10 protein-coding genes are annotated in these 13090 nt (G+C 42.9%); 1 reads left to right on the top strand and 9 read right to left on the bottom strand.

The window, feature by feature from the left end; all coding sequences use genetic code 11:
- Positions 1-76: 76 nt before the first annotated feature.
- The 3 genes from GO495_RS21490 to GO495_RS21480 form a co-directional block, all read right to left on the bottom strand.
- A complete protein-coding gene (locus GO495_RS21490) occupies positions 77-619 on the bottom strand; it encodes a hypothetical protein (protein WP_157301782.1) in 543 nt (180 codons plus the stop codon).
- A 563-nt stretch (positions 620-1182) separates the two neighbouring features.
- Positions 1183-2109, bottom strand: coding sequence for a helix-turn-helix domain-containing protein (locus tag GO495_RS21485; protein ID WP_157301781.1), 927 nt, complete (start codon positions 2107-2109; stop codon positions 1183-1185).
- Between the two features lie 15 nt (positions 2110-2124).
- The gene (locus GO495_RS21480; RefSeq protein ID WP_157301780.1) at positions 2125-2856 is read right to left on the bottom strand and encodes an alpha/beta fold hydrolase; all 732 of its coding nucleotides are present in this window, start codon (positions 2854-2856) and stop codon (positions 2125-2127) included.
- Between the two features lie 537 nt (positions 2857-3393).
- On the opposite strand from GO495_RS21480, the gene GO495_RS21475 reads away from it, so the two are divergent.
- On the top strand, positions 3394-5214 hold the full coding sequence (locus tag GO495_RS21475) for an FG-GAP-like repeat-containing protein (RefSeq protein WP_157301779.1): 1821 nt from the start codon (positions 3394-3396) through the stop codon (positions 5212-5214).
- Between the two features lie 146 nt (positions 5215-5360).
- Here the strand turns inward: GO495_RS21475 and GO495_RS21470 are convergent, their stop codons facing one another.
- The 6 genes from GO495_RS21470 to panC form a co-directional block, all read right to left on the bottom strand.
- On the bottom strand, positions 5361-6113 hold the full coding sequence (locus GO495_RS21470; protein ID WP_157301778.1) for an SDR family NAD(P)-dependent oxidoreductase: 753 nt from the start codon (positions 6111-6113) through the stop codon (positions 5361-5363).
- A gap of 79 nt (positions 6114-6192) precedes the next feature.
- Positions 6193-7137 carry a helix-turn-helix domain-containing protein gene (locus GO495_RS21465; RefSeq protein WP_338075452.1) on the bottom strand — a complete coding sequence of 315 codons (945 nt, stop codon included), beginning with the start codon at positions 7135-7137 and terminating at the stop codon, positions 6193-6195.
- A gap of 226 nt (positions 7138-7363) precedes the next feature.
- Positions 7364-10462 carry a GH92 family glycosyl hydrolase gene (locus tag GO495_RS21460; protein WP_157301777.1) on the bottom strand — a complete coding sequence of 1033 codons (3099 nt, stop codon included), beginning with the start codon at positions 10460-10462 and terminating at the stop codon, positions 7364-7366.
- A 237-nt stretch (positions 10463-10699) separates the two neighbouring features.
- Positions 10700-11716 (bottom strand): lysylphosphatidylglycerol synthase transmembrane domain-containing protein, encoded by a 1017-nt coding sequence (locus tag GO495_RS21455; RefSeq protein WP_157301776.1) that lies wholly within the window; start codon positions 11714-11716, stop codon positions 10700-10702.
- A 29-nt stretch (positions 11717-11745) separates the two neighbouring features.
- Positions 11746-12123 carry an aspartate 1-decarboxylase gene (gene panD, locus GO495_RS21450; protein WP_317042625.1) on the bottom strand — a complete coding sequence of 126 codons (378 nt, stop codon included), beginning with the start codon at positions 12121-12123 and terminating at the stop codon, positions 11746-11748.
- 17 nt (positions 12124-12140) lie between these two features.
- Positions 12141-12995, bottom strand: coding sequence for a pantoate--beta-alanine ligase (gene panC / locus GO495_RS21445; RefSeq protein WP_157301775.1), 855 nt, complete (start codon positions 12993-12995; stop codon positions 12141-12143).
- Positions 12996-13090 lie beyond the last annotated feature (95 nt).

Raw genomic sequence — 13090 nt, 5'->3', positions numbered from 1 at the left:
GGGGAGCTTTTTAAACTTTTCTTTAAGAAAAAAATAAGACTATTTCGCTAGTGTATGTATTTCATAATTTATTTACTCAGCAACCGCCTTTGCGAGGGGCACGTTTATAAATTATTTTACTATCTCGTTCTACATAGTCGCCCGATACTATTGGATATGAATACTTTGGCGCATACGATACAAAATGGCTTCTTATAACTATTTTGTCGTTAACTTTCAGGCTATGCAATTGCTGAAATTCATTGGACCCTTCCAGCCCAAAACTAAGAATATAATCGTCACCATTAATCCTGGCCATCACTCCGAAACCTAACCGTGAGCCTGGCGGAAGAGAAAGAGAGGTTATAACAGCCTCCATATTGGTAGAATCACTTATCTGGTTACTTATTTTAGCAGCACCGGCAAGCACTTTTTTACCTTCTGGAGACGCTTCCCATTTTTTGAACTTTATACCTTCAGGGGTAGCCTCCCATTTTTTCAATTCGGCTTTCCTTTCAGCAGCAGAGAGTGGCTTTGGGGTTGATTTTTTAGAAGTTTCATTTTTGATTTCGCGATTGGCAAATACTAGTCCGCTTACCACAACCAGCAATACGATCAGCGCATAAATAACTTTTTTCATATTTTTTTTAAGGTTTAATTAACATAAATTATCTCCTGATAAATCAGATCCGTTTAAGGCATTTCTTTTTATTTTACGTATCCTTTTAAAGTTGATGCAACAAAAATACTTTGATTTATTTCTGCCTAAGGAATCTGTATTGTAAATAAAAGTGTAAACATTGTAAATAAAAGCTTGACACTATGCATCTTAGGCAAAATCTCCTCTCCGGACGACGCAAATAACTGTCTGGATTGATAATATTCCTATTTATCTCTGGAATCTGCGTGGCTTTCAATATGGAGGATAGTGACGATTTTGGAGGTGGCCGCCTCTTTAAACTGAGACTCAGAGTAGCCATTGTGTCCTTTACTGAAATTATCTTGTGGTACGTTTGTTTGATTTTGTCCGCAGGAAGTGTGAAAAACAAAATGTTACAATCGGAAAATATTTTTTATTAATTGTGAAGCCAGGCTTCATTCCTGTAACAGATTTGCGCGCTTGCGAACATCATAGATGCAAATGATAAAACAGCAAGTCCGCCCCAGATTGGTTGGGCTGACCTTAAAAAACAATTAGGCGTCTCAATTTGAGGCGCCTAATTGTTTTTTATACTCCTGAGGTGATAAACTGGTCTTTGCTTTGAATAAGCGGCTAAGGGACTGTGGATGCTCGAACCCCAATATATAGGCAATTTCACTTATTGAGTGATCAGTTGTTGACAACTGGTCTTTGACATGTTCAATAACTCTATCCTGTATATAGTGCTGTGTACTTTCTCCAGTTAGTAATTTTAGTAAGCTGCTCAGATACCCCGGCGATATGTTCAGAGATGAAGCTATATCTTGTACGGTTGGAATACCTTTATTAGACAAATGTTCTTCGTTGAAATATTCATCCAATAATTGTTCCAGGCGGTCAATAATTGAATGGCCCGACTTTTTGCGGGTAATGAATTGACGTTGATAAAACCTGTCGGCATAGGTCAGCAGCAATTCGAGTTGTGCAAGGATTACAGGCTCGCTAAATTTGTCAATATTATTTCTATATTCCTGTGCCATAATTTCCATAATGCCAAGAATGGACTTTTGTTCCTTATCGGACAGAAACAATGCTTCGTTGATGGAATAACCAAAATATTCGTATTGCCTGATCGACCTGGACAGTGGTGTTTTCCAAAGAAAATCCGGATGAATGAGTAATACCCAGCCAGAGCGGTCGATCGGATCTGTGCTCAGTAGCTCGACTTCAAATATCTGTCTGGGTGCCATGAAAAACATTACACCATCTTCAAAGTCACCGGACTGCTGACCGTATTTCATACGGCCTTTAAAATCTTTGTCCAGCAGGATAGTGTAAAAATCAAGGGTAAAGCTCATGCTGGCTTTGCAAGGCAAGGTTATTGATTCGTAGTCAATTACGCTGATGAGGGGATGTTCCGGTTTGGGAAGTCCCATTACCTTATGGTATTCACTAATCGTTTTTATATTATGGATCACTCTTTTTTCCATACTTAAAGTTAATGATTAATGTTGCGTGATATCTTCCAGTTTTCTCACGAGATTTTCGGGTTGTTCACGCATGGCGTAATGTCCGCCTTCAAGGGTATAGATTTTCCAGTTTCTTGCTTTTGCTCTTAAAAGACCCATTTTGTCGTGGGCTGGACTTCCTTTTCCGTCTTTGGTCATCTGGAGAAATGCTGTCGGTATTTTTTTGACAATAGGATTGTTAAGTATTACTGGTTCAGTAAAAGTATTCAGGGGCTGTGAGACATCTTTTTGCGTAGCACCAAAGGGATAAAGAACCATGCTATCTTTGATATTGCCTTTGGTCATGGGAGTCCATAGATCGCCACATACATCTCGTGCGCTTTCTCCGTTGTTTGGGACCATAGCATCCAGGTAAATAAGTTGTTTTATGCGAAAAGGGGCCTGTTCTGCTACTCCGGAAATCACCATGCCTCCGTAGCTGTGTCCTACAAGAATAACGTTATGCAAGTCCTCGAATTTCATGATATTCAGAATGTCGTTGATGTAGGTCGTCAGGTTAACGCCTGGGTTTGCCAGATGCACTCTTTCTCCCAGCCCGGTAAGCGTTGGCCGGTAGACGGTGTTTCCGTGTGCGCTTAAGATGGAATCTACCGCTGCGTAGTCCCATCCCCCATCCCATGCACCGGGGACGAAAAGGTAAGTATTATGCTGCTGCCCATGACAGATGGACGAAATAGTGATACTTAAAATGAAAATTAGTCTTTTCATGAAATGATGTTTTTATGGTACAAAGTTGGGACGTCTACTGGTGGCAGAGCTAACCGAATCTGCTTTTGTCGTAACAGAATATTATATATAAAGAGAACTCCGGGATTATCAAATATCAGGAAGTTGACGTCTATTGCAGATAGAGGAATGATGATGTAGAATTTAAGACGAATGATGTAGTTATATGACCCGGCAATAGATGTGATCAAGGTATCCCCGAACAAAAGAAATCCTGATACCGTTACTCTAAAATGAAGAATTCTATACGTCTGAATTTCGGTACATACTACATTAAAATTCAGTTAACACCAATATCAATCATTAAAGGTAGTGCCTCAGTTTGATTATATAATCTTCGCGCCAGATGTTGCTGATCTACGTGGTCATAATATTCAAACTGAGGCACTGCCACATTAAAAAGTATTTGTTCTTTTTCCTGAAATCTTCCTAAATTGCCGTTGTTAAACACCTATAGCCACGAACTTAAATAACCCTGTATCATTTTCCATTACCCATAATCACAAACCCAAAAGTCAGATGAAAACAAAAATCTGTACGTTGCTGCTCTGTATGTCAGCAATCATGTTCGGCTGTAAAAAAGAAGCAGCCAAAGAAACCCACAAGGCCCGCGCCGCAACAAATGCCCGTACACTCGGTGCACGCCTACAGGATCAGGGTGCATACCGGAAATTAATTCGTGAAGACCGCTTAAAAGGTGCAAAAACTGCGGCCCTTTGCAGCGCAGTAGACATTGCCTACTTATTCCCTGCCCCCGGAGACCAGGGCTTACAGGGAAGCTGTGTGAGTTGGGCAGTAGCATATGGCGCTAAAAGTTATTATGAAAGAGGTGAGATCGGCTGGCCACTAACCTCAAACAATCATGTTTTCAGTCCGCAGTATGTGTACAGCCAGACGCACTACGATAATTCTGAAGGAGGTGGCGGTTCCTTTTTCAGTGATGCATTGAATCTTGTGGTAAACCAGGGTGTGTCTACCCTGGATGTCACTCCTTATGATCCATGGGATGCCTATGGGTACCAGTCCACTCCAAATCCTGATCAGCGTCGCCAGGCATTCTACTTCAGGAACACCACATGGTCAGCACTTCCTTCCCGTAATGTAGAAGAAATCCGCGTGCACTTATGTAACCGCGAGCCGGTAATATTAGGCTTTCCGGTATATCCGGATTTTGACAATCTTGGTCCCGGTAATGAAGTATACGACGACCTTTCCGGCACCTCTCGTGGTGGCCATGGCGTGGTAATCGTCGGGTATGACGATGCCCGCCAGGCATTCAAGATCCTCAATCAATGGACGCAATGGTGGGGCTTAGATGGCTATGGCTGGATCAGCTATGACCTCATCGCCAACAACAACTGGGAAGCTTATGTGATGTACGACAGTCCGAACCCGCTACTTGGTGAAACCTACAATGCTACCACTGCCGCCGGAATGAGTACGATCGGTTATGTCAGCGGTGACTTCAACGGAGACGGTAATACGGACATTATCCACCCCTGGGATTATAACGGCAACCTTGCTATCCTGGTACACAACATCTCCGGCGGGTCCGGCACAAACATCATCTGTGACCAAACCAGCACAGGCGCCGGCTCAGGAAACGTTGGGATGGTAGCCGGAGACTTTAACGGGGATGGTAAATGTGACCTGATCCAGGGCTGGAATAACGGTGGCCAACTGGCACTCACTGTATTCGCCTCCAATGGCTCCTCGTTCAACGTTGCCTGGAATGCCCCTATGGGACAAGGCTACGGTAATATCCGCCTCCTGCCTGTAGACATGGATGGCGACGGCAAAACAGACATCGCCCAGCTCTGGAACAACAATGGTAAACTGGGTATCTTCATTTATCGCTCTACCGGCTCCTCCTATTACCAGGCAGCCTACCTCCCTACAGACATCAGTCCCAGCAATGTTGGCATCTTCCCGGCCGACTGGAATGGTGATGGTAAAACAGATATCATCCAATGCTGGAATAATGGTGGTGCACTCGGTATTATCGTCTATGGCTCCAACGGAAGTGGTTATTCCGTCGTTCACACTGGCACTGCACCTCAGGGCTATGGTAATGTAGGACTTGTACCGCTGGACTACGATGGAGACGGTAAAACAGACTTCGTACAATGCTGGAATAAGAACGGTATGCTGAACTTAATCCTTTACAGGTCTACCGGTTCTTCATTTGAATATATCGGTAATTATGCCACTATGGAAAGCGCCACAAATTATGGAATGCTGCCGGTAAAACGGTCTGGCATGAAGGATGGAATTGCGCAGATATGGAAAAATGGGTCCAGTACAGCGATCTTCAGATATGATGTGTTAAATTATCAGTAACCCCTGATCAGGTTGTAAAGTAACTAATACATCCCCGATATATTTGTAGAAAAACATAAATAGGCTCTTAACGGAGCCTATTTAATATCTCCTGATACTTTTCATTGTTTGTAAATCGTATCCGTCTTCCAACATCCGGCAGATAATTACAGCGACATACCACCAGTTACCTCAATACGCTGACCATTCACCCATTTGGCATCATTACTACAAAGGAAAGCCACCACGCCACCCACATCATCAGGCAACCCTACACGTCCCAGCGCCGTTATTCCTTCCACAAATTTCCGTATATCAGGATTATCCTCCATTGCCCCTCCGCCAAAGATAGCCCCAGGTGCTACGACATTTGCAGATATCCCCCTTGTGCCCAGTTCTGCAGCCAGATATCTGGTATACACATCCATTCCGCCCTTCATCATCGCGTACGCTGATGCCCCAGGGAAAGAGACCCGCGATACCGCAGAAGAAATATTTACAATCCTTCCGCCATCCTGTAACAACGGTAACATCTTTTGAGTGAGGAAATAAACCCCTTTCAGATGAATATTCATCATCTCGTCAAACTGGCTTTCAGTAGTAGCATTAACCGGAGCCTGAATACTGGTACCGGCATTGTTGATCAGAAAGTCGAAGTGGCTCGTTCCAAATGTGGTCTTCAATGTATCGCTTATCTGCTCTACAAAAGCATCGAAACCTTTAATATCCGATGTGTTGAGCGGCAGAGCTACAGCCTTACGCCCAAGTGCCAGAATTGAGGCTACGGTTTTTTCCGCACTCACCTTATTGCTGAGATAAGTAATAATGATATCGTTGCCTTTATGTGCCAGGCTTAATGCAATATTTTGACCAATACCCCGGCTACCTCCTGTTACTAACGCAATTTTTGAAGAACTCATTTGTTATACTGTTTTGATTTAAGAACAGTACAAAATTCCGCCAAATGAGTAATCCGCACAATAGCAGGATCAATCCATTTTATGTATAATTCAAACTTTTGGGTTGTGAGCGATAAACCCCGGGAGAAATAGAAGTTTCATTCTTAAAGAACTTCGCAAAATGTGCAACGTCTGAAAACCCCAGGCTATCTGCAATCTCAGCGATAGTCCAGTTTGTCTGACGCAACAGAATCTGCGCTTCCTTGAGAATTCTTCCGGCTATTAATGCAGATGTTGTCAGGCTTGTGGTTTCTTTCAATATTTTGTTTAGATGATTGACATGTATGGATAGTTTTTCAGCATAGTCTTTTGGAGCTCGCAGATTAATTCTTTGCCGGGGGTTTTCCACTGGGAATTGCCTTTCAAGTAACTCAATGAACAGGGATGTTGTCCTTGCAAAATTGCTGTGATTAGGATGAAGCATTGTTATTGACTGTAACTGTTGCCCCAGATGAATGAGCTCAAGGGTATACGCACGCAACAGATCATATTTGTAAGCATAAGTAGAAGCGATGGCGGTCTGCATCTTCTCAAAGATGTCTTTTACATTCTTTACATCACTTTTCTGCAGCGGGAATACAGGATGTTCCGGTGATTTATAAATAGGCAGTTCATCGAGTATTACACCACTCCGGGTTGGATGAAGAAACTCCGATGTAAATACACAGCACATCCCTGACTGACGTTCCAGCGGTAGCCATGTTACAGGGCTTTTGGGTGTGGTAAAAACAAGTGTAGGCTGCGAAAGATCTATAATGCTATCGGGATATCCGATTTTTGAATGCCCCAGTAAAAGACTGACTTTGTAAAAAGTGCGGCATTGATAAGGTTCACTGGGTGTGTTGGAAACAGTCTGCCGGATTTTCGACATATTAAATACGTTGAAATGACCGATCTCATCCTGGATACCTACAGGCAACAGCGCCTTCAGCTCGAGAGAAGAGCCGGTAGCAAAGCGTTTATCAAATTCATCAAATGAAAACACTGTTCATAACTTTTATTTGTAAAAATCAAATTTCAATTAAAGTTAAATCATAACCATTAAAAATCCCTCACCATTCCTTTCAAAGTAATTTTTCCTTTAGTTCCCCCGGACATTATTGATTTAATCTATACAAACTATTTGATTTTTATTCAATTCCTGCCTGTCATAGAACGCGAGGCATGGTGCAGAGCGTATTTTATTGCAGGATAGCACAACTGCTAAATGTTTACCTTTTCCCCATCACCTCATTAATCTCCTTCTCAGATAAAGGAGCGGCAAAAACCTTCACTTTATCCATATATCCGTTAAATATCCTCGCTGAAGGGAATTCCTCATTCCTTCCCAACGTCCACTTATTGATCCCGGAAAGGTTCACATTATCAGAAACTATTGTTGTCCCTTTTAGTTGCCCGTCTATATACAATTTAAGACTATCCCCATAACACACGCCGGCAATATGATGCCAGTGATCTTTCCAGTTATCCGGCACAGGCACCGTCACATCTCCTCTGCCCCATCCTCCTGCAAAAAACGTCAGTGTCTTACCATTCTCCGTTTGCAACACATGACTATCCCCTTTAGTCACCATATCGATCAAACCTTTGTCATGTCCGATAGGGTATACCCAGGCCATCATAGTCAGTGTATTCCCCATCACATCAAGACTGGGCGCATTAGGTACTTCTACAAAACAATCCTTACCCAGTAAAAAAGGCTCACCGGAAGAAGCCCCAATGATCTCCCCATTATTCCCAAACCCGGACTTATCCAGAGCAGCATCTTTACTCAAAGACAAATCCAATAAAACAGTATTCAAAGGATGACTATACACGCTAAACTTCCCCTTCACCTTATTCACACTCACCGTATGCCATCCATCTTGTTTCACCACAAAAGGAAAAGTAACCCTCACACGTTCACCCGGCTTTAATATGACGCCTTTCTCTACATGCACTACCTGGTTATCCACTTTTACAGGAATATCAAAATGCCCGGCCTTACCATTAATATTCTGCACCGTAAAAGCTATCTGCTGTATAGAATCTCTCGGGATAAGCGCCTGTAAAGTAAGGTCCGTTATTTTCGCATCAACAGCAGGAGCATTTCGCACAGTCATCTCTATTTCTTTCCCCTCAATAAAAACAGGTGTAAGCCCCAATGTATAAAACCTGCAGATGATAGCGTCTTTAATAGTAGACCCACTATCCACCAGGCAATTCTTCTCCGCTATTACCCATCCATCCTTATCCAATATCTTCACGGGCATAGTACCCATGCTTCCATTATTCTTAATAGTAAACTCCACTTTAAAGGGTTCATCAGGTGCGACTATCCTTTTCGAAACCTTGTAGTTCTGTATATGGAAATCCGGCCGGCCAGGGTTACCTGATAAATCTGATATCTTCCCTGCAGAAGCATCATTCATCTCAAAGGCCAACTCCCCCCCTTTTATAATAGCAGCATGTGATAACATCATACTATTATAAGGCTCATTATTTACAGCAAGAGAATGAACATAATTCCCGGTTCCTCTACGTTTAATCTCAAAATCCTTCCCATTCTGCAAATGCAATTTCATTGACTGAAACAAAGGCACTCCTATACTATACTCCGGCAAACCCGGAGCTACCGGATAAAAGCCCATTGCACTTAATACAAACCAACTGGAGGTAGACCCAAGATCATCATTCCCAGGTAATCCACCCGGAGTAGCACTAAAGCGTGTATGCATAATATTGCCAATCCACTGCTGTGTCTTACCCGCTGCCTGTGCTGCATTAAATAAATAAGGAAGATGGAAAACAGTCTCATTATCAAAAACTATCTGGTTGCGCATCAACGCAGTATCCAGCCGGTGTATAAAGGATACTTCCCCACCCAGCAGATTAATCAGTTCCTGTGGATGCTGCGGCACAAAATAAGTATACACCCATTTATCCCCTTCTTTATAACCGGAATTTCCCGGCTCCTGTTTAACATCCTTTCCATTACGTGGTAACATGAACATATCCGCAGGATGGAACAGATTCCGATAGTTATAACTACGCTCCATAAACAAGCGATAGTCATCTTTATTATGCATCACCTGTCCTGCAAACTGAGCCAGCGCCCAGTCATCATAAGCATATTCAACGGTGCGTGTAACAGATTCTGAATAAGAAAAAGGAATATAGCCCTGCTTTTGATAAATCGCCATATCCTGCTGTAAATGAGGAGTATCCCCAATACTTTTCTTCATAGCAGTATAAGCAAGTATACTATCTATCCCCGGAACACCTTTCAGATAAGAATCTACAATGATAGGCACTGCATGATTGCCCGTCATTGTTTCAATAGGCAGGAACCCTGTCTGCTGATAAATATCCAGCATGGATAATACCATCTCCGATTGTTTATCAGGAAACAATAAACACAAGAGCGGATGTAAAGAGCGGAAAGTATCCCAGGGAGAAAATCCACCATATTCCACCCGGTCTTTAACAACATGCACCTGTTTATCTGCTCCCCGGTAAACCCCATCCACATCAGAAATGATCCAGGGCATTAAGAGAGAATGATACAACGCAGTATAAAAAATAGTCTTATTAGTAGCAGAAGTATCCGTAACCGTAATCACAGATAAAGCCTTCTCCCATTTAGCATATGTCTCTTCCTTTATCTTATCAAAACCGGGTTTTAACTCAACCGCTATATTCCGTTCCGCACTTTCCTTACTCACCGTAGAAGCGCTCACATTCAGCAAAATCACCTTCTCTGAAAAACCAGGAGCAAATGTCACCACATAGCCCTTATCCACCTTTTCCTTACTCAGATAAGGCTCATTAAAAGTCACTACCGCCTTATACCATCCACTATCGCTCACAAAAATCTGAGGCACCACATGAGGCATAAAAGTAAACCGGAACATCCCTGCGCGCCCGGTAGCCGTGGCTTCCACCAATGTCCCGTTATCCCTGAAAAGCACACTATAATATCCGGGCGTAGCCTTTTCATCTGTATGAGAAAACGGCCTCGGGTTAAATCCGCCATTTACCGGCATCACCCGTAAATCCCCCGAAGAACCGGAAGGAAACCCGCTAAAGTGAGCGATACAACTAAAAAAGAGAATACTTTGATCACCGTAATCATACCCGGCAGCCCTGGTCTGCGGAGTAAGCTGTACAAACCCGTTAGGCGCTACCGCACCAGGGTAAACACCGCCTTCACTTCCCCACCTGGTAAGTACATTACTTTTGCCGGTACCAATAAACGGATTTACGTAAGAAACCTGTGCAAACAGACCGTTTGCTATAAAGAGCAGTAAGAATAAAAATACTTTGTTCACATGAATTGAATTATCCCACACTAAAAATAGAAATAATTCAATGCTAATTTCAATTAATGATCAGCCGGTAAGTTTCTTCGTGCCAGATGTTGTGATCAATAAATACACCTTATCTGACGTGAATTTTAGGTGAAGTTAAATTGAAAAACAAATCCTGAACCTATATTCCAAAGCTAAATCAGAGAACTAAACAGTCAGATGTAGTGTATTTATGATCACAACATCTGGCCATCTACGCTACCGGTCCGCAGCAACTGCCTTAGGTTTATTATAGACAGGCAACGCGATTAAACTGGCAAAACCCAGCACCATCACCAACACTGTCTGAGCGCTCCACACGATCCAGCCAAAGGCATAGGCAGAAGTCTCCAGTACACCATACAACATCAGCGTCTTCTGTACGATCAGTTGATAAGCGCCCATACCACCCGGCGTTACAATCATGCCCACACTACCAAAAGCCAGTACCGCCAGTGCAGCCTTTAAGCCCAGGTAACGGGTTTCTTCCATGCACATAAAGCCCAGGTACATCATAGTGAAGTACAGCGCCCATATCAGCACAGAGTAAAAGATGAACCAGCCTTTCCTTTCCATTTTACCAATGGAGATAAAGCCTGTCCATACACCTCTTGCCATATTACGGATAGTAATACCAAATTTAGAACGGGATAATAAACGGAGCCCCAGCAGCCCTAATCCAACTACGACCACCACAGCCAGCAAAAGCAGCCAGCCCTTGGCGCCACTCACTTTACCAATTTTATCCTGGATAGGAATAACCACATGTTCCGTAAAAAAGGCCCCAACCAGGTCAATCTGTACAACTACAGTACCTATCATAATGAGGACCAGCAGTAAAAGGTCTACCGCACGCTCGGCTATCATGGTCCCAACCAGTTTATCCGCAGGTACCTTTTCATAGCGGGCTACAATACCGCAGCGGGTCACCTCTCCCAGGCGGGGAATCGCCAGGTTCACAAGATAACCGACCATTACGGCAAAAAACGTATTAAGAGTAGTGGGTTTATAACCAATAGGTACCATCAGGAGCTTCCATCTTACGGCACGGTACCAGTGACTGGCGACACCAACCAGCATCACAGGGATGATCAGCCAGTAGTTAGCCCTTTGCAGGGAATTAATGATGTCCAGTTTATCTTTTTCAGTCTGGTTTCTGGTCACCAGCCATATCAACCCCAGCCCAATGGCCAAAAAGCATATAAACTTAATAATTGTCTTAAGCAATTTGGGCATAGTCGTTCGTTTAAACGGGGTTAATGTACTTACAATTTATTATTTTCTTTTGGAAAAACGGCAATGGGAGTATGTTTTTTGCCTTCTTCGAAGTCTATGGTAGCATAAGAGATGATGATAACAATATCCCCGACAGCACATAAACGTGCGGCCGGACCGTTCATACAAACAACTCCTGAACCACGTTTACCTTTAATAATATAGGTTTCAAGGCGTTCGCCGTTATTTACATTTACTACCTGCACCTTTTCATACTCGATCATGTTCGCAGCATCCATCAGATCCTCATCTATTGTAATGCTGCCTACATATTGCAGGTTGGCTTCTGTAATGACTGCCCGGTGTATTTTAGACTTTAATATTTCGATCTGCATAACGTAATCCTGCTGGATTTTAAGCGTTCGCAAAGGTACGGAATAATTAATTACATCTGCATGTTGTCAATAAGCCTCACCCCGCTACTTACTTCTTTGGCTGCAACAACCAGGTATAAAGGCCTGGAACTCATTTCTTTGGGAAAAGTGACCGTACCGTCCTCCTCTACGCTGACCAGGGACAAATAATCAACATCGAACTTGTTCATTTTCAGTTGATTCACCGCACTATTTAAAATTTCAGAGAAAGATGCGATATGAATGTTATCTTTAACATAGATAAGTGCTTTGTAAATGTTAAGCGCATTTTGCCTTTCTGCAGGATTCAGTCGCATGTTCCTGCTGCTCATTGCAAGGCCATCAGGTTCACGGAGGGTAGGGCAAACCACTAATTCAGCCGGGGAATGAATCAGCTTTAATAAGCGGTTCACGATCAGGCACTGCTGAAAATCCTTTTGTCCCATAAACAGTTTATCCGGCTTCACAAGGTCGAGGAGTTTATGAACGATCTGACCAACACCCTGGAAATGTCCGGGACGGTGAGCGCCTTCAAGCACTGTTTCCAGCTGGCCAAAGTCATAATGTGTTTTCACAGTGAGCCCATCGGGGTACATTTCCTGTACAGATGGCAGAAATAGCACATCGGTACCGGCATCTGTTAACTGTAATATATCATTATCTATTGTAACGGGGTATTTCTCAAAATCGGCGGGATCGTTAAATTGTGTAGGATTTACAAAAATACTACATACAACCACATCGCAGTTTTCTTTTGCATTTGCAATTAATGACAGGTGTCCCTGGTGTAAAGCTCCCATAGTTGGCACAAAACCAATGCGTTTGCCATTCTTACGTGCTGTTGATAAATGCCTGTCTAGTGTGTCTTTCTGCTTAAACAAATACATAATTAATTGCTTAAAAGGATGTTAAAAGTGCCAAATTGTCCTTTATTCCGTTAAAAATCCGTAATTTTGCAAACCAAATTAAAATTTTCTGCATT

This window comes from Chitinophaga oryziterrae (assembly GCF_009758125.1).
GTDB classification, from domain to species: domain Bacteria; phylum Bacteroidota; class Bacteroidia; order Chitinophagales; family Chitinophagaceae; genus Chitinophaga; species Chitinophaga oryziterrae.
The sequence above is the reverse complement of the archived record's forward strand: the minus strand, read 5'-3'. Positions and strand labels throughout refer to the sequence as shown.